The organism is Vibrio sp. (assembly GCF_048266485.1).
In the GTDB taxonomy this organism is placed as follows: domain Bacteria; phylum Pseudomonadota; class Gammaproteobacteria; order Enterobacterales; family Vibrionaceae; genus Vibrio.
In genome coordinates this window covers 165,136-190,814 of the sequence record NZ_JBLWZK010000002.1, presented here as the reverse complement: position 1 = coordinate 190,814, position 25,679 = coordinate 165,136, and the positions used below count along the sequence as shown (strand labels likewise).

Here is a 25,679-nt window from a genome sequence, read left to right as displayed (position 1 = left end):
AAATATAGATCCTCGATGTCGCTCAGGCTCCTCAAGGATGACAATTAACCTTCAATACTCGCTGTTACGCATAACTCGTAGTACACAATCTCAACAAAAAAACGTCATTCCTGCCGAGCCTCAGCGAGAGTGGGTATCGACTCTCCACACGCGAAATATAGATCCTCGATGTCGCTCAGGCTCCTCAAGGATGACAATTAACCTTCAATACTCGCTGTTACGCATAACTCGTAGTACACAATCTCAACAAAAAAACGTCATTCCTGCCGAGCCTCAGCGAGAGTGGGTATCGACTCTCCACACGCGAAATATAGATCCTCGATGTCGCTCAGGCTCCTCAAGGATGACAATTAACCTTCAATACTCGCTGTTACGCATAACTCGTAGTACACAATCTCAACAAAAAAACGTCATTCCTGCCAAGCCTCAGCGAGAGCGGGAATCTACTCACCACTAGCTGTAAACTATTACGGATTAAACGATTCGACACGCTTTTAGTCGATCCCCTATCTTCTTCGCTTTGGCTCATGTAGGGATGACGACACATTAAATTCCTAATTCACGCTTTCGCTTTTCCGAGCCACAAGAAGCGAAGCGCTCTAGCCACGAGAAACGAAACCGCCTTTTAACCTATCAAACCCATCGTTCAATTCGATTGTCATCTAGACTAATTATTAGGCATAATGCGCTCATAGCTTGAAAATTAGCGCCAGATAAATGTGACACTAAAAGGGTGAGACTAGTTAAATTGATCTTACCCTACAGTTTAGAGCGAAAAATGTAGTAAAATTACGCTCAGTGCAGTTTTTTAAATTAAACGAGGTTTGAACATGTCAAATAAGAAGCCAATGGCTCTAGTGATTCTCGATGGTTGGGGTTACCGCGAAGACAACAGTGATAACGCTATCGCAAACGCAAACACACCAGTTTTAGATGGTTTATTTGCTAACCAACCAAATACCCTAATCTCTGCATCAGGTTTCGATGTTGGTCTACCTGACGGTCAAATGGGTAACTCTGAAGTAGGCCACACTAATATCGGCGCTGGCCGCGTGGTTTACCAAGACCTTACTCGTATTACTAAATCTATCGCTGACGGTGAATTCAAAGACACGCCAGCGCTAGCCAACGCAATTGATAAAGCAGTAGCAGCGGATAAAGCCGTTCACATCATGGGACTTATGTCTCCAGGTGGCGTACACAGCCACGAAGACCACATCTACGCTGCAGTACAAATGGCGGCTGAGCGTGGTGCTAAGAAAGTTTACGTTCACGCTTTCCTAGATGGCCGAGATACTCCGCCACGTAGCGCAAACCACTCTCTGCAACGCTTCCAAGATTTATTTGCCGAGTTAAACCTAGAAGAAGGGCGTATCGCTTCTCTTATCGGTCGTTACTACGCAATGGATCGTGATAATAACTGGGATCGTGTACAAAAATCTTACGACTTATTAACTCAAGCAAAAGCCGAATTCACGTTTGATTCTGCGACCGCGGGTTTAGAAGCAGCTTACGCTCGTGAAGAAAACGATGAGTTCGTTCAAGCAACTGAAATCCGTGCTGAAGGCCAAGCAAGTGCCGCTATCGTAGATGGCGACGCAGTGATCTTCATGAACTACCGTGCTGACCGTGCGCGTGAAATCACTCGTACTTTTGTACCTGAATTTAGCGACTTTAAGCGTGAAGTATTCCCAAGCATCGACTTTGTTATGCTGACTCAATACGCCGCAGACATTCCACTGCTTTGCGCATTCCCACCAGCATCACTAGAAAACACTTACGGTGAATGGTTGTCTAAATGTGGCAAAACTCAGCTACGTATTTCTGAAACTGAAAAATACGCACACGTGACTTTCTTCTTCAATGGCGGTAAAGAAAACGAATTTGAAGGCGAAGAACGTCAATTGGTTGCTTCTCCAAAAGTGGCGACTTACGACATGCAACCAGAAATGAGTGCACCTGAGCTAACCGACAAGCTAGTTTCAGCCATCAAATCTGGCAAGTTCGATACCATCATCTGTAACTACCCAAATGGCGACATGGTTGGTCACACCGGTGTTTACGATGCGGCTGTAAAAGCATGTGAAGCCGTTGATGAATGTATCGGTCGTGTAGTAGAAGCGATTAAAGAAGTCGATGGTCAGCTATTAATTACTGCCGACCACGGTAACGCAGAAATGATGATCGACCCTGAAACCGGTGGTGTTCATACTGCACATACTAACCTTCCAGTACCATTAGTTTACGTTGGTAATAAAGATCTTGAATTCAAACAAGGCGGTAAGCTGTCAGATCTTGCCCCAACGATGCTTGAATTAACTGGTATGGAAATCCCTGCTGAAATGACAGGTCAGGTTATTGTTAATCTAAAATAATCCCTATCAATTGTATGTTTGTCTGATATATCATTAAGATTCATCAGGCTTTCTATACAATTTGTACCCAAAGAATTACCTTAATGTAGGCCTTCTTTCAGGTATAGAACAAGGCTCATCAACACGGTGAGCCTCATTCTTGGGAAATGTTTCGTTTATGACAATGACTTCGTCAATACCTAATTCAAGCGCCAGCTTACGTGTTTCGTTTTCTGGCGCTTTTCTCTACGCTCTACTTAGCTGTTTTTCTCTTTTCAGCACTTCCGCCCATACAGCATCTAAAGAAGAGTTAAAAGGCGTATCGGCTGAAATATCACGCCAAACCTCATCATTAAGCTCTCAGCAAAAAAAGCTAAACCAATTACAAAGCGAACTAAAAAAACATGAAGTCGCCATTTCAAAACTAGGTCAAGAAATCCGCAGTAACGAACGAGAACTATCACAAGTTCAAGCCAACTTAATCGAATTAAAATCTCAAAAGCGTCAGTTAGAACAAACCAAACAACAACAAACTGACACACTCGAGCAGCTCATAAAAACATACTACCTCACCAGTCGTAGCAATAACCTTCCGCAAATTATTCAAGGCGGTGAGGCAGAAAAGATGGATCGTATTAGCCAATACTTCCAGCATTTAGCCCAAGCACGAACTGAAGCAATTGAAGCCCTAGCAAAAACACAAAGTGAATTAACCGAAAAAGAACGTCAACTTTCAGAAGAAGAAAATCGCCAATCCACTCTACTGGCTAACAAAAAAGCCAAGCATAATGATTTGGTTAAAGCACAAAGCCAACGTAAAGGCACCGTTAATAAAATTCAAGGGAATATCCGTAGCAACCAAAGCAAACTGGCCGAACTACGTCGCAACGAAAACCGTTTAAGGGCCGAAATAGCGAAAGCGGCCAAACGTAATATTTCGCCAATGAATGGATTAGGATCATACCTAGGCAAACTTCCTTGGCCACTGAAAGGCAGCATCCTGCATAACTACGGCACCTCACAAAGCGGGCAAATCACCTGGAAAGGTATCGTGATCAACGCCAAACAAGGCGAAGCAGTTAAAGCCGTACATTCAGGTAAAGTGGTCTTTGCCGAGTGGCTACGTGGATACGGTTTAGTACTACTGATCGACCACGGTAAAGGTGACATGACCTTATATGGTTATAACCAAACCTTATTGAAGAAAGATGGTGATGTAGTTGCAACAGGAGAAACCATCGCTCTGGCCGGTAACACTGGTGGTCAATCTCGACCTTCACTGTATTTTGAGATCCGCCGTAATAGTCAGGCTCAGAATCCGAGGCGTTGGTTGAAGTAGAAAGGAAAAGATTGTTGCGAGATCCGAGTGCGCTTCGCTTCGGGTTACGAGTAAAAAACAATCGAATCTCGTAACTCGGGTGCTTCGCTTATCGTGGCTCGAATAGAAAGAAAGCCCCTAGACCCTAGTTTCTGGTCCCGAAGAAAAGCAAACAACGATCGCTTTGCTCTTCCACTCTACACGCAACTCGAAACACACTACCATCTTTTCGGCTCCCGAGTGAAACGTCCCCGTACCCCGGCTCTGCCCCTTAGCTTTTCCACTCTACACGCAACATGCTACTAGATCCTTAAACAAAGGCCGTCACTTTATTAGCAAGGTGAACGGCCTTTGCTTTATATAGGTCCTTTATTTTTTAATGTTTCTATTTCTACCTCATCGGCTTATACTCAAAAGTGCTTTCAATGTTATTCATACTTTAGGTGAATATAACCTTATGCCTCAGCTAGATACGACTTTTGATCATTTAGAAGAAGATGAACTTCAAAACCAACAAGTACAAACTAGCATCTTAAAGCGATTTAGATTTATCTGGACCGCCTTCAGTTTACTTTGCTTGGCGTTAGGAGCCTATTGGTATCATACCTACTCTCAAAACTTAGAACATAAGTTACTCGCCCACGAAGAAGCGTTTGTTGTCACGACTCAAAATGCGCTACAAAAAGAGATGAAGGTGCAACTCACCGTTTTACACATGGTATCTAAATCAAAAGTCATTGCTGATTATATTAATCACCCTACAGAACAAGACAGCAAAGAGGTCGTTGGATTATTTTCTAATTTAACTCAAGCATTTCAATATTATGATCAAATTAGACTTTTTGATCTCCAAGGTAACGAACTGATTCGAGTCGATTATCATGATGGCGTCTCTACACAAACTGATATCAACCAATTACAGAGCAAAAAACTCCGATATTACTTCCAAGAGTCATTATCATTAAAGCCCGGAGAGATCTATATCTCTAAAATGGATCTCAATATAGAAAACGGTGAAATAGAAGTCCCATATAAACCAACATTACGATTCTCTACTCAGGTTTTAGATAAAAAGGGAAAGGCGATTGCTGTCGTCATCCTCAATTACATGGCGAATGACTTACTTAAGAACTTTCGTCACCAAAGCAAATTACGTATCAATGGTCAGGGAATGATTATTGATAGTCAAGGCTATTGGTTAAGCAACCATGACCGAAGCAATGAATGGGGACACAGCCTGGGAGAACCTGAAAAAAATTTCAAGCAACGTTACCCATTAGCTTGGCCAACTATTTCAGCTAATGACAGTGGGTGGCTAAAAACACGCAAAGGTTTATTCCGTTATCAAACGATTGAACCATTAGATTTCAGTGCCATCGAGACCCCAGAACTTAACACCTTTACTACACAAAACTTTCCTGTATCTAAAAATTCAATTTCCAACACGAATTGGAAGTTAGTTATCTTCCTACCGAATGAAACGATTCATGAAAATTCTCTTTTTTATAACTCCATTTGGCAACTGATATTATGTTTATTCTATCTAGTAAGCTCTGTCTTGATCTTTCTATTGATCAGCCATTTTGAACAAAAGAAGTTTCGCCGTAAAACAGATCGTCGTATTAGTGCTGAACTTCACGACTTATATGAAAATGCACCATGTGGCTACCATAGCTTAGATGCAAATGGTATCGTCACACGTATTAACCAAACCGAGCTAAATTGGTTGGGTTATGACAAAAAAGAAGTCATTGGCCAATCATTTGAGCGCTTTCTAACTCCAGCCAGCCAAAAGACATTCCAAGCATTTTTAAAGCTGTTACCTAATGAACCAGAAATTATCGGTGTCGTATTAGAAGTCAAAACTAAGCAAGGGGAAACGTTCTTTATTTCGACTGCTGCTGTTTCACTCTTCAATGAAGGCAACTTTGCCGTCGCACGGACTTCAGCATTCGATATTACAGATCGGATTGAACTAGAAAAACGACTTGAATACATTGCTCATACCGATGTACTTACAGGGATCAGCAACCGACGACATTTTTTCGCACGAGTGACTCCTATTTTTAAACAACACTTGGCAAACCAAGAGCCATTATCATTATTAATGATCGATATCGATCACTTTAAGCAAATCAATGATGGTTATGGGCATGATGTTGGCGATATAGTTTTACAACAAATGTGCCTAACCATACAAGAACATATAAAGGACAGAGATATCTTTGCTCGCTTAGGCGGAGAGGAATTTTCGGTTGTCACCACTAAGACTCAAGAAGAAGCATTAAAGCTAGCCGAAAACATTCGAAAAGTGATATCTGAACAACCTATTGAAATTTCAGTCAGTGCTACATTAAGTGTGACTTTATCGATTGGAGTCGTAACGATGACACCAGAAATATCGAATATCGATGAGATGCTCAAGCAAGCTGATATAGCCCTTTATCAAGCAAAAGAAAACGGTAGAAACTGTGTGGAAGTGGTGGCATAGATTGAGTCAATATAATGAATTAGATCCCGGATAACTCGTCCCTCGTTTCCGGGATGACAAGTTTCTTCACTTTAATAAGTCACGAAAAAACCGTCATCAATAAGTCATGAAAAACCGTCATCCCTGAGGAGCCGAAGGCGACATCAGGGATCTAGCCAACTCAGATTTGGTCATACAAGTCTTTAAGTTCGGGATTAAACTTCTGAATTAATTCGACTTTCCAATCACGCTTCCACTTCTTTAGCCTTTTCTCTCTAGAAATAGCTAAAGATATATCATCAAACAATTCATAATAAACTAAACATGTCGTGTTATAGCGATTAGAAAATCCTTCAACTTGCTTTGTTCTATGTTGCCAGATCCTTTGCTTAAGTTGACTGGTTACTCCTACATAAAATACTTTTCGATTATTTGATGTAAGAATATAAATACATGGTTGCTTGCTCATTAGATATCCCCAAGAAATACCAACAAACAATATCAATAATTAGTATGAGTGAAGACTGAAATTAGATCCCGGATAACTCGTCCCTCGTTTCCGGGATGACAAGTTTCTTCACTTTAATAAGTCATGAAAAAACCGTCATCAATAAGTCATTAAAAAACCGTCATCAATAAGTCACGAAAAAACCGTCATCAATAAGTCATGAAAAACCGTCATCAATAAGTCACGAAAAAACCATCATCAATAAGTCATGAAAAACCGTCATCCCTGAGGAGCCGAAGGCGACATCAGGGATCTACTAACAACAGGCAGAAAACCTATTTACACCTAAAATAGCAAAGCCATGCTTATGTCTAGTAATGGAACCGTTTCTCCATCGCATGAATAAACAGCTCCAGATCCTCAAGAGGAAGCTTATTAATCCCTGCAGCCGCACGTCTTCCACCACCAGTTTCAAATTGACCACACACCTCATCCGCCCCTTCTCGACGATTTAATGGCGCACGAACACTCACCGTATAATCGGTTTGACTTTCATTAAGTGTTAACACCGCAAATGCTTTGTCTGGTTTGTGATTCGCTAATTGATTACCAAAATCACCACTGATACGTCTCGCCCAAGCAGCATTAGGCAATAAGAAAACTTCGTAATCTTCCGCTTTAAAAGTCGCTTTAATATCTTCAAGCTGAGCCAAATCTTGCTCGTACCCCACTTTTAATTGATAAAAAACCGATGAGGTATCTTTTTGTAAATCAAATGGATTGCTATAAGTAAGTAGTGTTTGAAAAAGCTTAGCAGGAGCAATATGAAGATCAGCTAAGCTTGCGCCATAACCATTATAATTAATCAATTTACCGAGTTCTTTTAAGAAGGCAACTTGAGAGCTTGATAAGCCACTTTGGTGAGATAAAGCCATGGCGCGCTTTGTCATATTATCACCAAAGGCACCAGCAATCGCCCAAGTTTGAAATTGGCCTTTCAAATGCAAATTGATCAACAAGCTGGTGCAAACCTCAGCATCAAGGTTGATTAAAGTAGTGAGATATGGAGACTGCGGAATATCACCACTTTGATGATGATCGCAATAAAAGGTAGGAATTTTTTGCTCAAGCAGAGAGTTAAGCGCAATAAGGTTCTTTTGTAGAGATATATCTAAGACTGTCACGGATGTCACATCTCTCTTTCCCACTACCTGAGAAAGTAGTTGAATATCACGCTTCACTCCCGTAATTAACTGAGTTGCCTTTGGTTCAGCTAAACGTAACTGTAGTAGCGCAATGATCCCATCCGCATCACCGTTAAATACATCGTAGTGCATAAAAATCCTTTTAAATGCAAAGAGGTTACTAGTTTCGAGTTCCTAGTCCCTAGAAAAAGCAGTTTTAAGATCGCTTTGTTTTGCGCCTACCCAGAAAAGCATCATTCCTGCCGAGCCTTAGCGAGAGCGGGAATCTACTCACCTAAAAATCCGTCATCCCTGAGGAGCCTAGGCGACATCAGGGATCTACTCACCACTCGTTGTAAATTCAATTGATTCAGCGCGCTTTAAGTAGATCCCGGATAACTCGTCCCTCGTTTCCGGGATGACAAGTTTCTTCACTTTAATAAGTCACAAAAAAACCGTCATCAATAAATCACGAAAAACCGTCATCAATAAATCACGAAAAACTGTCATCCCTGAGGAGCCTAGGCGACATCAGGGATCTACTCACCACTCGTTGTAAATCCAATTGATTCAGCGCGCTTTCAGTAGATTCCAAACAGTTCGTCCCTCACTTTTGGAATGACGGGATTGACTCTCGGCTCCCGAGTGAAACGTCCCCGCACCTCGGCTCTGCTCTTAGCTTTTCCACGCTACACGCAACAATCTTTTTCGCTTTTAGTCTGAACCAAACAAATCTCTGGTATAAACCTTACCCTCAACATCAGCAAGCTCTTCTACCATACGGTTTGAAACAATCACATCCGAGATTTGCTTAAACTCATCAAAGTCACGAACAACGCGAGAGTGAAAGAAATCATCTTCTTTTAAGACAGGTTCATAAACGACAACTTCAATACCTTTGGCTTTCAAACGTTTCATAATGCCTTGGATACTGGAAGCTCGGAAATTATCTGAACCGGCTTTCATAATTAAACGGTAGATACCCACAACTTTAGGGTCACGTTTTAAAATTGAATCGGCCACAAAGTCTTTACGAGTACGGTTGGCATCAACAATGGCACCAATAATATTATTGGGTACAGAATCATAGTTAGCCAACAACTGCTTGGTATCTTTTGGTAAACAATAACCACCGTAACCAAATGATGGGTTGTTGTAATGATTGCCAATACGAGGGTCTAAACCAACCCCTTCGATGATTTGACGCGCATCCAAACCATTGGCTTCAGCGTAAGAGTCCAATTCATTGAAATAAGCAACTCGAAGAGCCAGATAAGTGTTAGAGAACAGCTTCACTGCTTCTGCTTCAGTCGAATCAGTAAACAGCACATCAATATCTTGCTTAATCGCACCTTCAACTAATAAGTTGGCAAAGGCTTTAGCTCGTTCAGACTGCTCACCAACAATAATGCGAGATGGATGTAAGTTATCAAATAGAGCACGACCTTCACGTAAGAATTCAGGTGAAAAGATAATATTTTCACACTGCATTTCTTGCTTAATATTAGCGGTATAACCCACTGGCACAGTAGATTTAATCACCATCACTGCATTTGGATTCATCGCCATGACATCACGAATCACCGCTTCAACGGATGAAGTGTTAAAGTAGTTGGTTTGCGGATCGTAATCCGTTGGCGTTGCAATCACGACAAATTCTGCATCTTGATAAGCGGCTTGTTTATCTAACGTTGCGGTAAGATTGAGATCTTTTTCAGCGAGAAACTGTTCTATTTCAGCATCCACGATTGGTGATTGACGACGATTAATCATCTCCACTTTTTCAGGGATGATATCAACCGCAACCACTTCATGGTGTTGTGACAATAAAACAGCGTTTGAAAGGCCGACATAGCCGGTACCTGCGATAGCAATTTTCATAATACATTCTCATCAATTAATATGTAGATAGTATACTCAACCAACCTTAAGCTGCTAGTTTCAAATAAAAAATTCACATTTAAACAACACGATCCCCTGCTCCCTTTCCTAATATCGTTTGCATAATATAAGAAAAGTAATTATTTACCGTCATATTCTGAATCATCTGTTGATCCCACTCGGCCAATTTTTCAGGTTCAGACATATCTATTTCATTGACCTGAGCTAACCCGGTAATACCAGGGCGCACGCTATAAACATTTCTTTTATTTCTTTCTGCAATAAGCTCTTCTTGATTAAATAAGTTAGGTCTCGGACCAACTAAACTCATTTCCCCTTTCACGACATTAATCAATTGAGGCAATTCATCCAACTTGGTTTTACGTAAAAATGCCCCCAGTTTTGTCACCGAGCCAACACCAACCAAATGGGTTGCAACAGACTGCGTATTAACTGGCATAGTCCTAAATTTAATCAAAGTAAAAGGTTGTTGGTGTCTACCGACTCTAACCTGAAAAAATAATGGTGAACCGGTATCGAAATAACCAATAATCATAATGATCACAAGCACAGGCCAAAGAAACAACAAACCGAAAAAAGCAAAAATAAAATCAAATAACCGCAACATGAATGTCGTTCCTAATAACTACTTTGATTGGAGATGATATTTAACCGTTTCGAGCACACCTTGTTGCCAAGAAACCGGAGGTAGCCAGTTTAACTTTTTTTTAGTGTCAGAGATATCCACTTGAAGAGAACCACATAAACGTTGTGCAATTTGCGGCTTACCTATCAAGCTGGCAGCAAGTCTAAACCAGACCATTGGAATAGGAATTAATACGCAATGAGAATTGGAAGATTGTTTAATCTGCTTTAATAATTGAGTCGTCGAAACATCATAATCATCAGACACTAAAAAGGTTTGATTCGCTGCATTGGGATGCTGGCTACACACCATAATAAGATCGACTAAATTATCCAAATAAACCAAACTTCGCTGATTTTTAATCGCCCCTAATGGCAAAGGAACAGACCTACTCACCCATTTCATCATTGATTTAAAATTGGCTTTTACTTTTGGTCCATAGACTAGAGGTGGGCGAATAATAACAACTTCTAACCCTGTTTTTTGAGCAAGCTCCATCAAGGCCATTTCTGCTTTATATTTACTCAGACCATAAGGATCACTTGGTGGAAATGAGACTGTAGACGTAAAAGGGCTACCCGCCTCAGTTTGTTCTCCATTCACCTTAATCGAACTCAAAAAAAGAAACCGCTTCACACCTGCTTCAACCGCTTGTCTTGCTAAATGTAAAGTGCCGTGAAAATTAACCTCATCATAGACTGCTTGAATATCCTGAGCCTCTTCTTGCATTTGGTGGACACGTGCAGCACAGTGGATAACACATTCAATCCCTTTCAAATGTACTGACCAATCAAATTCAGGAGAAAGATGTCCAACACACCAGTGTATATTCGAATGAGACTTAACATTCTGTACATTGTCAGAACGCATGACAGCCGAAACCTGATGCTTTGCCGTTAATGCAACATCTACTAAGCGACTTCCCACAAAACCAGTTGCACCAGTGATTAATAAATTCATTAAAATACTCTTAATTTAAAAGATAGATCCTAGGTTCGAGTGCGCTTTACTTCGAGAGCCGAGTTATCCAAGATCGCTTCTCGTATCTCGAGCGCAGCGTACTCGCATCTCGAAACTCAAGTAAGCCATCATGCTGAACAAGTAAGGAACGAACGCGATTCAGTATCTCCAATAGCACGTTACTCACATTGTCTATACATTAAGTCTCAACGCGCTTTAGGAGATTCCGCATCTTCTTCGCTTAGGCTCATGTGCGGAATGACGTTTATTTCGTCATCCTCGGGCCGAGTCACAATATAATTCACAACATCAGTTCACTCAAACAAACGAGGAACCGGGGATCGACTCACCACGTGTTGTAGACCATTACGGACTTAACTATTCAGCGCGATTCTAGTAGATTCCTGCTCTCGCTAAGGCTCGGCTGGAATGACGTCCTATGCGTCATGTGCGAAATGACGATTATTCCGTCATCCTCGGGCGACACCTCTCGCTTTTTGTTTTTCGCCTCTCGCCTCTCATCTCTCCCCAAAATCCCATATAGAAAATTCCCACAAATCCGTTTACAATCATCCCTCATATTCTACCTACACAAGTTGCCTTCTTAATGCTCAACATCATCAAAAACTTGTTAAAAATTAATCGTCGTGAAAAGCGTATTATCAATGTTATATACGACATTACAGCAATTCTACTTTCTATTTATTTTTCTATTGTTGTACGCCTCGGACATAGTAACTTTCAAATAGGGCAAGAAGAAATTCTAAGCTGGTCAATCACAACATTAGTCACTGTTTTTATCTTTCTACACTTAGGAATGTATCGTGCGGTAGTCCGTTATATGGTGGTGGCTGCTTTAAGTCATATATTGATTGCTGTGATGGCCTCTAGCATCACTCTTATGATTACTAGCTTTATATTCCATTCTTTCTTACCTAGAAGTGTCCCTTTTATTTTTGCTGGTTTTGCTGTGATGACTCTAGGAACACCACGCATTCTTATACGAAATTATTATCATCAGTTTTATCGCCGCAATAAACCTAACGTCTTTATCTATGGCGCCGGCGCAACTGGTCGAGAACTTGCTTACTCACTGGCTCATGGTGAAAAATATAACCCAGCAATCCTGTTTGATGACGACCCATCTAAAGTCGGTCAGGTTATTCATGGTGTTAAAATTCACTCAAGCTCAGACTTCCACCGCCTTCAACCACTGTATCAACCGGTTAAGTTACTCTTAGCAATTAATAATATTAATAAAGGCGAACGATTACGCTTGGTTGATAGGCTTTCAAACTTACCAATAGAATTACAGTCGGTACCCTCTGTCGAAGACATCGCGACAGGGCGAGCGCAAACTGGCGAGATTAAAGACTTAGATGTCGCAGATTTATTAGGAAGAACCCCGGTAGACCCTGTACCAAAGTTACTCAGTCAAAACATCACCAATAAAAACATCATGGTCACTGGTGCAGGTGGCTCTATTGGCTCTGAACTTTGTAGACAAATACTCAAGCAAAACCCAAACTGTATCGTGTTATTTGAGCTCAATGAATTCAATCTATATAAAATTGACCAAGAACTACAACAAGCAAAAAAACACTTAAAATACGAGACAAAAATTGTCGCAGCACTTGGCTCGGTACAACGTCAAAATCGAGTAGAAAAACTAATGAGAGCTTACAAGGTTGAAACCGTTTATCACGCAGCCGCTTATAAGCATGTCCCCTTAGTTGAAGATAATATCGTCGAAGGCATACGCAATAATGTTTTCGGTACTTGGTGTGTGGCAGAGGCGGCAATCAATACCGGTGTGAAAAACTTCACCTTAATTTCAACCGATAAAGCAGTGCGCCCAACCAATGTAATGGGAGCCAGCAAACGCTTAGCAGAACTCGTATTACAAGCTTTATCTGATAGACAATCTGGTACCAGCTTTACTATGGTTCGTTTTGGTAATGTATTAGGTTCTTCAGGCTCAGTAGTACCACTATTCAAAAAGCAAATTCGGAAAGGTGGGCCTGTTACCGTCACTCATCCTGATATCACACGTTTTTTCATGCTCATTCCAGAAGCAGCACAATTAGTCATACAAGCTGGCGCAATAGGTCATAACGGCCAAGTATTTGTGCTAGATATGGGAGAGCCGGTAAAGATTCTAGACCTTGCTAAACGCATGATCCACCTTATGGGTATGACAGAAAAAGCCACTGAAGAAGGCAATAAAAAAGAAGGGGATATAGAAATTCGCTTTACTGGTCTAAGGCCGGGAGAGAAACTTTATGAAGAATTGTTGATTGGGGAGAATGTAACAGGCACTTGCCACCCTAAAATCATGACAGCAAGTGAAGAAAGCCTAAGCTGGCAAGAAATGGAGGTCGTGATCAAACAACTTGATAGTTGCTGCCACGACTTTGATTTGGAATGTATTAAACGTATTTTGCTGGAAACGCCGACCGGGTATAAGCCTAAACAGCCGTAGTGAGAATCAAAAGACTTCATTTAGGCATATACCCAAGCGACTTCAAGATGCAAAATTCAGAACTATCATCCAAACCTTTAGACAAGGAAGATTGGTGAAGGAATGTAAGCACCTTTCAAACCAATCTGATGCTGACTATCTCTTATAAAAAAGAAAGGGTTGGATGAAGCTCCCAAAAGGCAAGTTAAAACAAGCTTTATACTGCGTTAAATTGAACAGAGATAGAATCACACTATGATCATATTCAATTTGCCTTGCCTAAAGCTTGTTTTATTCTGACTGAAACTCGTAGCTTGAAGTTACTTGGGCATATACTTTTCGTGATACTTAAATCGATATGACATCGCATCCTCTAACGCATCAAGTATCACTCTAATTTTCTTAAACTCGAACCTGACACAACAATAAGCAACGACCAGACAAGCTATCAAATAAGGTCGATTACGTACAAATCTATTTTCACCATAAAGTTTTTGAATTCGAAAGAAGTTACGGTAATTAAAATAGGTTTTCCAACTTGCAACATCGTGACTATTACCACTCTCAACCCAGCGAGTCATTCCAGCCTTAGGTATGCATCGAATTTTAAAGCCTAATTTCCTTGCTCTTAACGCAAAATCTAAATCATCACTAAAAATAAAATAGAGTTCATCAGGCAAACCAGTAAACTTCAATACCGGGATAGGGACAATCGGGCCCTCGAAGGGCATAAAATCTATTTCAAATGGCTCTTTATTATACTTTTCGTGGGTATCTTTAATTGAGTTTCGTTTATGGTTAAGTATCCACACCGATTTTAAATCAACATCCGTTGAAGACTGTTCAGCATTCTGCCCTTTTATATCGTATCGCATCGGTTGTAATATCGTTTTTTTATCTAGATAGGGTGTCAGTTTTTCTAAACAGTCATGGTGAAAGGTCACATCATCATCAGAAAACCACACATGGGTAAACTTCTCTTCCGACTCCAAAGCCAATTTACAACCTAAAGCAAAACCACCCGCCCCACCTAAATTGGCACCAGTATTCACATATCGAACCCGACCTTTCGTCTTGTCAGCCCAAGCTGAAACTACATTATACGTTTCATCTTTACTGTTATTATCGATGACATAAATGGTATCTACGTTTTGTTTTACCAATGAAGCTAATGTTTTTGTCAAAAGGTGACAGCGATTATAAGTCACCACAATCGATGCAATTTTGTAAGGTTTCATAGACATTCACCTAGACAACATCAACAAAAAACGAAGGGATAGATGAACCCGTTCTAATGTTCGCTAGAATCCACTTTGAAGCATGAAGCGCTTCACGAATCGTCACATCCATATCAAGATAACGATAGGTCCCTAACCGACCAATAAAAGTCACTTTAGATTGCTGTTTCGCAAGTTCTACATAATTGGATAATTGCTCAACACCTTCACCACCAGCAAAACGAATTGGGTAATAAGGAATATCATTATCTTCAGCCAATCGACTGTATTCTTTATAGATCACAGTGTCGTCATGCTTTTCCCAAGGAGAAAAGTACTTATGCTCAGTAATTCGTGTATAAGGTACGGATTCATCTCCATAATTCATCACCGCTGTACCTTGATAATCCCCTTCATAAATTTCAGGTTTGAAATCTAAAGTACGGTAACCTAAACGACCAAATCTATAGTCAAAATACGTATCAATGGGGCCGGAATAGAACACATGGTCAAAGTCTTGTTCCATTGATTTATCAAAGCTCGTACTTAACTTCACTTCAATATTATCGTGATCTAAAATCTTCTCTACAATTTCGGTATAACCATTAACTGGCATGCCTTGATATTTATGATTGAAATAATTGTCATCGTAATTAAAGCGAACAGGCAGACGCTTTAAAATACTTGCAGGGAGTGTTGAAGGCTCAACACCCCATTGCTTTTTGGTGTAGCCTTTAAAGAAAGCTTCATAAAAATCTTTACCAACAAAGCGCATTGCTTGCTCTTCAAAGGTTTGAGGATCAACAATCGAAGTATCCGCTTGAGATTCAATAAATTCTTTTGCTTCGGTAGGCTTGAGTGTTTTAGCAAAGTATTGATTAATCGTATGTAAGTTAATAGGTAATGAATACACAGCACCCTGTGAAGTCGTTTTCACACGGTTTACATAAGGCTTAAACTCGGCCCATTGATTTACATAGTTCCAGACCTCTTCATCGTCAGTATGAAAAATATGAGGGCCATATGTGTGAACCAAAATATTGGTACTATCATGCCGTTGAGTATGGCAATTTCCAGCCACATGCTCCCGAGAGTCAATAACCACCACCTTAAAACCCTGCTCGGCAAGTTGTCTTGCAATAATTGCACATGAGAAACCAGCGCCAACACATAAATACATATTACACCTCATCCTTTAAGCTGACTTTTCCCTGTAACTTAGCCGTATAATTCTGGTTCAATTGATGTTCTTGAGATTGAAGAAGAAAGGCAACCTTAAGCACTTGTACCTCTTGCTTTAGTCCATGAGCCTCACGTTTAACATGCTGTAACTCTTTTAATAAACGTCGATTTGATACCCATAAAAAAGAATGCATTTTCAAGTTATATCGGTATTCCAAGTACGCTTTTATTTTTTTTAATAAAGCTCTAAAACCTTCCGTTTTATATGTATGTATAGATTGTGTGAATAGAGAATTTATTGAGGTATTTGGAGGGGGAAATTTATTATTTTGTTGCTTATTATCAAGTTTGAGCTTCTTCCCTTTTGCCACAACACAAAAAGCTTCATAATCATTTTCCAGAGCGGTTCTCACTAAATCAGAGCCGTAACGCCCCAACACTGGTGTATCCAATAAATTGGTTACCCAATCCAATGAATAAAAAGAGGTCTGTTGCTTGAATGCAATAAATAATTCTTGCATAAACTCAGCTTCCATCTTCCGCGCAATCCAGCATGTATTGCCGACTAACCAACCAAAACTTTGCTCATAAAATCGACTAGAATCAGTCGTATTTAAGATACTCAAAATAGTTTGATGATGCTCATACATCGCCAGTAACTTTTTGTCCGCCCTTGCCATTGATTGTCCAGGGCGGTTAATACGATGATAACAACCAATAAAGTCATCAAATACAATCTTGCTTGCTAAAATCGTACTCTGCCAATGAAAGGGGTTATCTTCAAAAAAATAATCGCCGACAGGGAAACGGATTTTGTGGCTTTCTAACCAAGTTCGTCGATAAATTTTTCTCCAAGGAACCGGGTTTAATCGCAACAATTTGCGCTTGAATTCGTCAGAATCATTAACTTGCCCCATAAATGAATGGATATCTGGCCATTTTTTTCCATCTGAAGGCACTTTTTTCTGGTTGTTGCTTTCATCAAACTCTAGGTAATTACAAAACGCGATATCGGCATCACCTGAACTCGCCAACTCAAACAAACGCTCGAACATATCCAGCTCATACCAATCATCACCATCAGCAAATCCAATATACTCACCGGTCGCGATATCAAGCCCAGCGTTCGCCGCACTCGATACCCCACCGATAGTATTTTTTTCAAAGTATATGGTTTTTATTCGATCGTCTTTTTTAGCAAATTCATCAATAATTTTTCGGGTACCATCCGTTGATGCGTCATCGACCACGATAATTTCAATATCACTTAAGGTTTGGTTCGCAATAGACTCAAGACACTGATGGATATAGTTTTCAATATTAAATGTGGTAACGATGATTGATAGTGTCATAGTCCATTCCTAATTTGAGCAACCCGGCTTGTAGAGCCGTAGCAGGATGATGCAAACTGGCTTCCAATACGGTTTGCGATGTGATGTCTTGATATGAATCTTGGATAAGCTGAGATAACTGTGGTTTCAATTCGGGTTGAATACGCTCATAGGCCCAACTTAAAACACTTCGTTTAAACTCTAAAAAAGTAGGATAGAAAACTTTAGAATGGTCTTTATTCTGGTAAAAATAAGCTTGAACTTCTTCCAGCACGGGAATAATGGCTAAGCGTTTCCCATTAAATATGTTGGTAATTTGCTGATTACCAGAGATCACAAAATGATGACAAACAGACTCGGAAAATAAACAGGGGGCTTGAGCATTAAGTAAAATGATCCAGTGTGCATAAATATCGTTATGGACAGGCGTCGTTGAAAATCGCAATTTAATTCGCTTCAAAAAATCATAACGAAGTAGTTTATTCCAAGGGTAATTAATCATTTTAAGAAGCTTGGAACGGTTAGCTTCATTAAATAGTGGCTGCTCAGAGTTAACCAATTGGTTCCAAAGTTTTTCATCGGCCTTATTCATACCAATACTAGCTGTATCAGAAACATAGTATTCATACTGAGCAATAGACACATCGCTTTGATTTTGTTCAAGTGACTCGACCCAACGGGACAATACACCTGCAGGCATAACGTCATCCGCGTCAAAAAATAAGACATAATCTGTATTTTCTGGGATATGAGATATACCTAAATTTCGACAAGCGCCAGCCCCTACCCCAGAAGAGCCATCATTCAATAACACCTTACCTTCAAAATCACCTGATGCTAGAGCGTCATTCGCAATAGATAACGTTGAATCGGTAGATTGATCATCGACAACAATGAAGTAGATTCGGTGAGAGTCACCAGATTGAATAGAACGAATACAGCGTAAAAGCTTATCTTGCTCGTTCTTCACAGGTATGATGATTGAAATGTGTGACATAAAAAAGCCCATTAAAGTTTTTTACAATAATGGGCGTTTTTTGTGTCAGTTATTTTACGGAACAATTAATAAAAGATGACAAACCTCATTTAATGAGTGAGATCATGGATTTATTATTGAAAATTTTTAAATACAGAGCCTATCGTCTACTTATAAAAATCCTAACTCCAGAAATTTTTCAATCATATTTACTCGTACTTGAATTAATATCAATGAAGCCTAATAAGGCTTCATTAATCGTTTACTTACTCTCTAATAACCCATAGAATTGCCCTAAAGCTTTAGCGTTATATTCATCCCAATCAACCTCTGCAGAAAACACACTCCCACCAAGGAAATCATTCATACCTTGATACAAACCATCTGTACTATTTTCTACAATAGTGCCATAACCTTTTTCTAAAAAAGCTCTCGGGGCAGGAATATCTGTAGAAATGACTGGTACTCCTAAAGAAATCGCCTCCAACATCACCAAGCCTAATCCTTCATAATGAGATGATAATAAAAATAGATCACACAACTTAAGAATAGGGAATGGATTCCGAATAGAATGGATAATCACAATTCGGTCACTAAATTCAGAGTTTTTTGCCAATTTTAGAGTTTCATTATAAGTTCTTCCAGGTCCACCTATAATAATTAGATATAAATTATTATCCTCAACACAAGCTTTTTCAAATGCAGATATAAGTCTATCGTGGCCTTTTTCTGGTGAGAACCTTCCTATATTAATGAATTTTTTATTTGAATCATCATTCAATATTAACTCTAATTCACTCTTAGATATATTAGATTTAGTTTCAGGATCAAATATTATAGGCATGCATGATTTATGTACAACTAAATCATGAGGATGTAGATTTTCGACAACAGTTAACTTCGAACGATCAACTTTAAACTTACCAAAACAATCAGCTAAAACCGGATTTACTAATGCAATATTATCATATGAGGTATAAGCATTATCCATCGTCGATTTATGAGCAAAACCTCTAGTTTTATATTCTTTCCACATATCATTATGTACATAAATTGTTTTGGTCATACGTGATGAACCAAATAAATTTATCACATGTCGATCATAACCACTAAACTGAATTAAGTGTGAAAATTCACAATTTGGGTATGCTTTTTTAAAGTTTTTACTGTATATGTTTTTTATCACTCTGCTCAAAAAAGAAAAGTGAAAATTAAAATACAAAAACAATAATAAGGCATCTGTATAAGTATAATTTAACATAGCCCTAAATGGTATGTAACCAATATCGCGATCAAAATTCAATATAATATCTTTGTTATTTTTCACTGCATTTTGAGAAAAAGTTAAAAACACATTAAACCGACTTCTATCAATCTCACCTAACAAACTTAAAATTGAGGTTGTAATCCCATTTTTAGCCAAATTCCCAGGGTAAATTAAAATATTTTCTTTATTATTACATTCTGGATAGCCGAAGGATATAGTGTTTTCTTTATTGTAAAATAAGAAGTCATTTACCTTTTCAGAACTATAAGCTGTTTCCCATTCACAAAATCTTAAATCTAAAGAGCTTTCTATATTGTCAACATTATCATCTTTAATAAAACTGATAACCTCATCAATATTTTTAGATTTAAAAAATGGGAGACTTTCATTATCAATAGTCACACCTCGATATTCATCATACTCATCATAATCGAACTGATACAACGCAATTTTTTTATTTGAATTTATAAAATCAAACATTACAGATGAATAATCCGTAATTAAAACATCGGCAACATTCAAAAAGTCATAGGTTTCAACGTACCCTGGGATATAAAATGTATTTTTAAAATCACCTATATTTATCCCTTTCTTCATTAAATAATGAAAACTGACAAATAAAACCTCATTATCTGAAAGCGATCTTGATAACTTTTCAATAAAAAGATATATGTTGGCCAACGTGTACATGTTATTATTTCGACCTAATTTCCCCCTCCATGTAGGCATATACACAAAAACTTTCTTTTCACTTAAGCCTAAATCATATTTTAATTGTTTGTTTCCAGAGAAAAAAACATCATTTCTAGGGTAACCTTCTAGGATGAATTTCCCTTTATATAAATTAGATAACATATATTCTTTCTCCATAACTCTTTTTGTATGAGCATTAGGAAATAGAATATAATCAGACATCAAAAAGTTTCTTTGTATATTTGTTATCATATGTGGCTCATCTACATCAGATCTGCCCATATTTTTTAATGGCGTACCATGCCAAGTATTCAAATATATTTGGCCTTCTCTTTTAAAGAAGTAATCAGGAAAACTAGTACTATTGATTAGAAACTTTGCGACACAAAGCAGATGGCAATATTCTTTAGAATGTATGCGAACAAGCTTAACATCTTCAATGCCATAATAACTTAATCTTTCTTTAATTCTTCCTTCGGAAGATTTTGTGCACGCAATAAAAATATCTACACTTCTATCGCCTCTAAAATATAAATCCTTCATTAAATAAAATTCATTACTAGATATTTGACTACCATGATAAGATTCAAACAACACAACATTTTCCAATGTTAGGTTTTTATTTCTTTCAATTGTATAAATTATCTTTGCTTTTTTATTTTCTTTTTTTATGACAGATTTAAAAAATTTTTTTATTTTATTATACATAGAAACCAACAATTATTTATATTTATTCATAACTTCATCAACAGAACCATCTAGAACCACTTTCCCTTTATCTAGATATATCGCTCTATTACACATATTTTTTATATCTGAATCCGAATGCGAAACAATAATAATAAGGCGTGATTGCTTCATAATTTCTTGCATTCGTTTTTTACACTTTTCCCGAAAATACTTATCACCCACACTTAATACTTCATCAATGATCAAAATATCGCTGCGATAAGTAGTCGCGATCGAGAAAGCCAAACGTGAAACCATACCACTTGAGTAAGTTTCAATGGGCTTATGAATCGATTCTTCTAATTCAGAGAAATCGATAATTTCTTCAATTTTATCTTCTATTTCTTTTTTATTCTTACCTAATAATGCACCAGCAAGATAGATATTATCTAATCCGCTGAGCTCTTTGGCAAAAAAAGAATTCAAAGAAAGTAACGAGCCTACATCTAACTTTGAGTAAAACTGACCACTGGTTGGCTCAAGCACCCCAGATAACACCTTACATATTGTCGACTTTCCCGCACCATTACGCCCGACAATACCAACAATATCGCCCTCATAAAATTTCAGAGACACATGACTCAAAGCCGCTTCACGATTGGCATTAGAGTTAGATACTACTCGCTGCCTTTCATGTTTCGATAAGAACAATCGCTTTAAATTAAAGCTGGTACTATTTGCATACTTAAGTGTGACATCATCAAGCTCGACGACTAAGTTTTTTTCACTCATGTTATACATTCCTGATGATTTGAGGGGCTAGCTTCTTACACATTCTAATTAATACGACTAAGACTAACGATGAAAAAGCTAAGCCATAAAACATATTATCGTATTGAACTTTATCCGTATAAATCAAAGCATTATTATAATAATCAATTAAGTATGCAAATGGATTCAGATCGACTAAAAAACGAAAGTTCTCTGGTACTCTGCTAGAAGGGTAGATAATCGGAGTAATGTAAAAAAGGATCCTTAGACCAAAGCCCACCAAAAATGCGGTGTCTCTTACAAAGACATTTAACATTGCCAAAAATAAAGACAAAGCCGTCACTGCCACCATTGAGGTTACAAATGCCATTATTAAAGCGAATATGTCAGGAGTAAAACCTAGGTACAAAAGTACAGTTTGCAAAATGACATAAGCAAAGAAGAACATGTAACTCTCACCAAATACTTCAGAGGTTGGTAAGATAGGCAATGGCATCTTCACTTGGCAAACAATCCCTTTATAACGCCTAAAAGAGGTGGTTGCTGTCGACATACTGGAGCTCCACCATTTCCAAAGTGTTACCCCTATTGCAATCATAAGTATTTGATCAGCTCCCCTGTGCCCAAAGATCATTCCTACAACATAACTGTATAAGGCAATGAGCATCATAGGTTCTATGATCCACCATAAATAGCCTAAAAATGTGCCACGAATATTGGCTTTTTTCTTCAAATGCGCCAATGTGTAGAGAATATACAAATTTCGAGAGATGGCTTTTGTATTCAATTGAGTACCTATTTAATCATTAACTCTTCATGAGTTGGAATATTAAGTGTGCATTTTGCTTCGCTTGATCAACTTGCACAGAATTAAGCCAATCATTGGCATCTTCACGCTCTTGCGAGTAATACTCAGAATTAAAGAGTAATTGTTCCACTTCTTGTAAAAATTGTTTCTGTGTTTTTGGCTTTGGCCCTGGCGTGGCTTGTTGATATGGAATGGTAAAACCGATGTTAGATTTATACATTTCATAATCATAAGGCAAAAATAACATCGGTTTTTGCGTTAATAAGTAATCAACATAAATGCTCGAATAGTCTGTAATGAGCAAGTCAAATTGCCCAAGCACTTCATTAATATCTGTAATACATGCACGAGATAGGATATTAACACCCTTTATATTTTGTATTTTTTTAGGCATGTTTGATTCAAAATTCGGATGAACTCTCAAATGTAATATACAGTTATACTTGTGTAAAAATGCTTCGATTTTCTCTTCATTGAAATCTAAAAAAGGGAAAATCACCGTATCATCAAATGGCCGCCAAGTAGGTGCATAGAGTATGTTTTTTTTCGATGAATCAAGCTTTAATACTTCATTGTAATGCTGATAATCACTTCTCAATGCGTCATTTCTCGCTTGACCCGCAATGACGACCTGTTCTTTTCTCAAATTCAAACACGCTCGCCAAGTTTCAGAGAAAGCTTCTGAAGTGGAAAAAAAGTAACTAAAGTTCCCTTTAATTAATCGATAATATAAGGATTTTTTCCAGTTCAAATACTTTTCAGCTCGACCAATCCGTTTTAAAGGTGCACCATGACCTAGATGAAAAACATTTCGTTTATAAGCCTGACAAAACCCACCTATAGGTGTTTCTAAAGAAGATGTAATCCACGTTTTTGCTTGTAAGATGTACCAACGGCTTTTGATGCTGTAGGTGTCTATAAAGTATGGTCCAATCTCTTGATTAAGAGACTCTTTAAGCTCAAGATCATTAATGACAAAACGTACATCATATTCTGGGTGATGTTTTAAGATATATAGAAACAGATACTTAGAGTTATGGTTAAACTCAGTATTAAATTCCGAATTGAAAATAATCCGTTTAGACTTTCTACTAACAAAAAAACCAAGCAGAGAAAAAAGCGCGCCTTTGATGAAGAGCGCACTTCTTAGCTTTAAGTAACGGTTGCGGTTCTTATTCAAAACTGTATACAACCACTAGATATTTTTAGCTATTTCAATGATTTCAGAAGTGGAAATCGAAGGTGTGCGAGGAAAATACACCACTTCGCAAATATCTGAAAACTCATCAAAACGGCCTTTCCAGTCATCTCCCATCGCTAATACATCTGCTTTATAAAATTCAATATACTCACGTTTTTTTTCTAAAGAATGCTCAATGAATACTTCATCAACAAAAGAAAGTGATTGAATGATCTTAAGTCGGTCTTGCTCTGAGTAGATTGGATTACGTTGTTTTTTAGAAAAATTCAGTGCATCACTGGATACTCCAACCACTAAGGTATCTCCCAATGTGGCACAACGCTCAAGAATGTTAATGTGTCCCACATGAAAAACATCGAAAGTACCAAATGTAATAACTCGCTTAGACATAGATTAATTACCTAAAATTGTTTGAATGACACGTTGAGCAGACCGCCCGTTTTCGTGAGGATTATAGATCTGATTAAATTGCTTTCGTTGTACTAATGATTTTTCTGGTTCTGTTAATAGCTGAACTAAATCATCCTGCCGTTCAACAACAGGCCCTGGCATATCTGTTTCGACATTCAGATAAGTGCCCCGTAAGTGATTCAGGTATTTATCTTTGTCGTACATATAAAAGTATAGAGGGCGCTCTAATACTAAATAATCAAAGAATAGACTTGAGTAATCGGTAATCACTTCATCAGAGATAAGTAGTAAATCATTAATACTAGGATAGTCAGAAACATTGATAAAAAAGCCATCTTTAGGCTGTTCTACCTGAGCAAAGTAATGCCCTCTAAATAAAAATTGAACATCTGAACCAAAATGTTTTTTAAACTTCTCGTTATCTAATTGATTCACGGCAACATGCTTACCGGCAATAAAGTCATCATCTCTAAATGTTGGCGCGTATAAAATAACTTTTTTATTCTGCTCTATTCCAAGGCTGTCTTTTATTTGGTTCTGATAAGATTTATCGTCTTTGTAATTAACTAAATCATCATTTCTAGGGTAACCCAGTTCCAAAACTTTAGATTTATCTAAACCAAATGATGTAATGAAACATTGTGATGCATAAGCGCTAGGAGATAAAAAATACTTACAGCGCTTTCCTTCCCAGTGATATGCAAAATGCATAGCCTTTAAACTCGAAGTAGGGTGATTCTCAACTTGAATATCTAAACCTAATTTTTTTAACGGCGTACCATGCCAACATTGTAATAAGGTTTGGGTTTTTCTTGGCAACAAACGGTATGGTAAACGGCAATTTACAATCCAGTATTCGCTTGAAGCGTAAGCATTGAAGTAATCTTTACTCCCTCGTTTTACGCACACTGTGTTTGATTCTTGTGAAAGTTTAGAGCAGTCAGAGTGTTTAAGGTTATCAAATACCCATATAAATTTAGCATCAGGTTTAACTTTCTTAAGCTCAAGATAAAGGGCGTAAGGTGAGTCAGAAGCAGATTTACCTTGAAAACTTTCAAAGACAAACTGATTTGATTGAGTTGCTATGCCAATGTGCTTTAATTTGTATATGTACACCGTTAGATGGATGTAAAGCTGCTTAACATAGAGGTCTAAAGCTCCTGTTCTGGATAAAAACTGCTTTACTAACATCTTAAATTGCTTCATTTCACTTACTAGGTCACCAAAATTGGCCGAAATTCTACCACTAACGAGGGCTCTGCGCGAGCGCACGTAGGACAAATCTTCATCAAGATACTATTCTTACTTATGACATTTTAATAACAATTACTAATAACAAAGGATAACTTGATCGAAAACAATACGCCCTATCCAGACTTTCTAACATTAAGCCTTTAGTATTCATTTAAATCAGCAGGTTAAACTTTATTG

19 protein-coding genes are annotated in these 25,679 nt (G+C 38.2%); 4 read left to right on the top strand and 15 right to left on the bottom strand.

Features of this window, described 5'->3' with window-relative positions; genetic code table 11:
• Positions 1–830: 830 nt before the first annotated feature.
• From gpmM to ACN0T8_RS05500, 3 genes are all read left to right on the top strand, one after another.
• Positions 831–2,375, top strand: coding sequence for a 2,3-bisphosphoglycerate-independent phosphoglycerate mutase (gene gpmM / locus ACN0T8_RS05510; RefSeq protein WP_417879650.1), 1,545 nt, complete (start codon positions 831–833; stop codon positions 2,373–2,375).
• Between the two features lie 163 nt (positions 2,376–2,538).
• Positions 2,539–3,693 (top strand): murein hydrolase activator EnvC family protein, encoded by a 1,155-nt coding sequence (locus tag ACN0T8_RS05505; RefSeq protein ID WP_417879718.1) that lies wholly within the window; start codon positions 2,539–2,541, stop codon positions 3,691–3,693.
• 436 nt (positions 3,694–4,129) lie between these two features.
• Positions 4,130–6,163 (top strand): GGDEF domain-containing protein, encoded by a 2,034-nt coding sequence (locus ACN0T8_RS05500; protein ID WP_417879649.1) that lies wholly within the window; start codon positions 4,130–4,132, stop codon positions 6,161–6,163.
• Between the two features lie 160 nt (positions 6,164–6,323).
• Here ACN0T8_RS05500 and ACN0T8_RS05495 read toward each other — a convergent pair whose 3' ends face one another.
• The 5 genes from ACN0T8_RS05495 to ACN0T8_RS05475 form a co-directional block, all read right to left on the bottom strand.
• Positions 6,324–6,611: a GIY-YIG nuclease family protein gene (locus ACN0T8_RS05495; RefSeq protein WP_417879648.1), complete on the bottom strand. Its 288-nt coding sequence runs from the start codon at positions 6,609–6,611 to the stop codon at positions 6,324–6,326.
• 350 nt (positions 6,612–6,961) lie between these two features.
• On the bottom strand, positions 6,962–7,927 hold the full coding sequence (locus ACN0T8_RS05490) for a DHH family phosphoesterase (protein ID WP_417879647.1): 966 nt from the start codon (positions 7,925–7,927) through the stop codon (positions 6,962–6,964).
• A 561-nt stretch (positions 7,928–8,488) separates the two neighbouring features.
• Complete coding sequence (locus ACN0T8_RS05485) at positions 8,489–9,655, bottom strand: nucleotide sugar dehydrogenase (RefSeq protein WP_417879646.1); 1,167 nt, start codon at positions 9,653–9,655, stop codon at positions 8,489–8,491.
• Between the two features lie 79 nt (positions 9,656–9,734).
• Complete coding sequence (locus ACN0T8_RS05480; RefSeq protein ID WP_417879645.1) at positions 9,735–10,283, bottom strand: sugar transferase; 549 nt, start codon at positions 10,281–10,283, stop codon at positions 9,735–9,737.
• 18 nt (positions 10,284–10,301) lie between these two features.
• Positions 10,302–11,261: a UDP-glucose 4-epimerase family protein gene (locus ACN0T8_RS05475; protein WP_417879644.1), complete on the bottom strand. Its 960-nt coding sequence runs from the start codon at positions 11,259–11,261 to the stop codon at positions 10,302–10,304.
• 607 nt (positions 11,262–11,868) lie between these two features.
• Here ACN0T8_RS05475 and ACN0T8_RS05470 point away from each other — a divergent pair.
• Positions 11,869–13,743 carry a polysaccharide biosynthesis protein gene (locus ACN0T8_RS05470; RefSeq protein ID WP_417879643.1) on the top strand — a complete coding sequence of 625 codons (1,875 nt, stop codon included), beginning with the start codon at positions 11,869–11,871 and terminating at the stop codon, positions 13,741–13,743.
• A 299-nt stretch (positions 13,744–14,042) separates the two neighbouring features.
• Here ACN0T8_RS05470 and ACN0T8_RS05465 read toward each other — a convergent pair whose 3' ends face one another.
• The 10 genes from ACN0T8_RS05465 to ACN0T8_RS05420 all read right to left on the bottom strand — a co-directional run bounded on the left by ACN0T8_RS05465 (position 14,043) and on the right by ACN0T8_RS05420 (position 25,439).
• Positions 14,043–14,960 (bottom strand): glycosyltransferase, encoded by a 918-nt coding sequence (locus ACN0T8_RS05465; protein WP_417879642.1) that lies wholly within the window; start codon positions 14,958–14,960, stop codon positions 14,043–14,045.
• A gap of 10 nt (positions 14,961–14,970) precedes the next feature.
• On the bottom strand, positions 14,971–16,119 hold the full coding sequence (gene glf / locus ACN0T8_RS05460) for a UDP-galactopyranose mutase (protein ID WP_417879641.1): 1,149 nt from the start codon (positions 16,117–16,119) through the stop codon (positions 14,971–14,973).
• A 1-nt stretch (position 16,120) separates the two neighbouring features.
• Complete coding sequence (locus ACN0T8_RS05455; protein ID WP_417879640.1) at positions 16,121–17,473, bottom strand: glycosyltransferase family 2 protein; 1,353 nt, start codon at positions 17,471–17,473, stop codon at positions 16,121–16,123.
• On the bottom strand, positions 17,442–18,449 hold the full coding sequence (locus ACN0T8_RS05450; RefSeq protein WP_417879639.1) for a glycosyltransferase family 2 protein: 1,008 nt from the start codon (positions 18,447–18,449) through the stop codon (positions 17,442–17,444). The genes ACN0T8_RS05455 and ACN0T8_RS05450 overlap by 32 nt, the downstream gene beginning before the upstream one ends.
• 241 nt (positions 18,450–18,690) lie before the next feature.
• The gene (locus ACN0T8_RS05445) at positions 18,691–21,096 is read right to left on the bottom strand and encodes a CDP-glycerol glycerophosphotransferase family protein (protein WP_417879638.1); all 2,406 of its coding nucleotides are present in this window, start codon (positions 21,094–21,096) and stop codon (positions 18,691–18,693) included.
• A gap of 12 nt (positions 21,097–21,108) precedes the next feature.
• Positions 21,109–21,849 (bottom strand): ABC transporter ATP-binding protein, encoded by a 741-nt coding sequence (locus tag ACN0T8_RS05440; protein WP_417879637.1) that lies wholly within the window; start codon positions 21,847–21,849, stop codon positions 21,109–21,111.
• Between the two features lies 1 nt (position 21,850).
• Positions 21,851–22,615: an ABC transporter permease gene (locus tag ACN0T8_RS05435; RefSeq protein ID WP_417879636.1), complete on the bottom strand. Its 765-nt coding sequence runs from the start codon at positions 22,613–22,615 to the stop codon at positions 21,851–21,853.
• Positions 22,616–22,634: 19 nt separating this feature from the next.
• Complete coding sequence (locus ACN0T8_RS05430) at positions 22,635–23,816, bottom strand: CDP-glycerol glycerophosphotransferase family protein (protein WP_417879635.1); 1,182 nt, start codon at positions 23,814–23,816, stop codon at positions 22,635–22,637.
• 15 nt (positions 23,817–23,831) lie between these two features.
• A complete protein-coding gene (locus ACN0T8_RS05425) occupies positions 23,832–24,227 on the bottom strand; it encodes an adenylyltransferase/cytidyltransferase family protein (RefSeq protein ID WP_417879634.1) in 396 nt (131 codons plus the stop codon).
• A gap of 3 nt (positions 24,228–24,230) precedes the next feature.
• The gene (locus tag ACN0T8_RS05420; protein ID WP_417879633.1) at positions 24,231–25,439 is read right to left on the bottom strand and encodes a CDP-glycerol glycerophosphotransferase family protein; all 1,209 of its coding nucleotides are present in this window, start codon (positions 25,437–25,439) and stop codon (positions 24,231–24,233) included.
• Positions 25,440–25,679: the final 240 nt, after the last annotated feature.

Excerpts from the sequence above, each read along its gene's own strand:
- ACN0T8_RS05475 (WP_417879644.1), bottom strand. The coding sequence starts at position 11,261 with ATGAATTTATTAATCACTGGTGCAACTGGTTTTGTGGGAAGTCGCTTA.
- ACN0T8_RS05485 (WP_417879646.1), bottom strand. The coding sequence starts at position 9,655 with ATGAAAATTGCTATCGCAGGTACCGGCTATGTCGGCCTTTCAAACGCT.
- ACN0T8_RS05455 (WP_417879640.1), bottom strand. The coding sequence starts at position 17,473 with ATGACACTATCAATCATCGTTACCACATTTAATATTGAAAACTATATC.
- ACN0T8_RS05500 (WP_417879649.1), top strand. The coding sequence starts at position 4,130 with ATGCCTCAGCTAGATACGACTTTTGATCATTTAGAAGAAGATGAACTT.
- ACN0T8_RS05470 (WP_417879643.1), top strand. The coding sequence starts at position 11,869 with ATGCTCAACATCATCAAAAACTTGTTAAAAATTAATCGTCGTGAAAAG.
- ACN0T8_RS05420 (WP_417879633.1), bottom strand. The coding sequence starts at position 25,439 with ATGTTAGTAAAGCAGTTTTTATCCAGAACAGGAGCTTTAGACCTCTAT.
- ACN0T8_RS05505 (WP_417879718.1), top strand. The coding sequence starts at position 2,539 with ATGACTTCGTCAATACCTAATTCAAGCGCCAGCTTACGTGTTTCGTTT.
- gpmM (WP_417879650.1), top strand. The coding sequence starts at position 831 with ATGTCAAATAAGAAGCCAATGGCTCTAGTGATTCTCGATGGTTGGGGT.
- ACN0T8_RS05480 (WP_417879645.1), bottom strand. The coding sequence starts at position 10,283 with ATGTTGCGGTTATTTGATTTTATTTTTGCTTTTTTCGGTTTGTTGTTT.
- ACN0T8_RS05445 (WP_417879638.1), bottom strand. The coding sequence starts at position 21,096 with ATGTATAATAAAATAAAAAAATTTTTTAAATCTGTCATAAAAAAAGAA.
- ACN0T8_RS05425 (WP_417879634.1), bottom strand. The coding sequence starts at position 24,227 with ATGTCTAAGCGAGTTATTACATTTGGTACTTTCGATGTTTTTCATGTG.
- ACN0T8_RS05490 (WP_417879647.1), bottom strand. The coding sequence starts at position 7,927 with ATGCACTACGATGTATTTAACGGTGATGCGGATGGGATCATTGCGCTA.
- ACN0T8_RS05450 (WP_417879639.1), bottom strand. The coding sequence starts at position 18,449 with ATGTCACACATTTCAATCATCATACCTGTGAAGAACGAGCAAGATAAG.
- glf (WP_417879641.1), bottom strand. The coding sequence starts at position 16,119 with ATGTATTTATGTGTTGGCGCTGGTTTCTCATGTGCAATTATTGCAAGA.
- ACN0T8_RS05495 (WP_417879648.1), bottom strand. The coding sequence starts at position 6,611 with ATGAGCAAGCAACCATGTATTTATATTCTTACATCAAATAATCGAAAA.
- ACN0T8_RS05440 (WP_417879637.1), bottom strand. The coding sequence starts at position 21,849 with ATGAGTGAAAAAAACTTAGTCGTCGAGCTTGATGATGTCACACTTAAG.
- ACN0T8_RS05465 (WP_417879642.1), bottom strand. The coding sequence starts at position 14,960 with ATGAAACCTTACAAAATTGCATCGATTGTGGTGACTTATAATCGCTGT.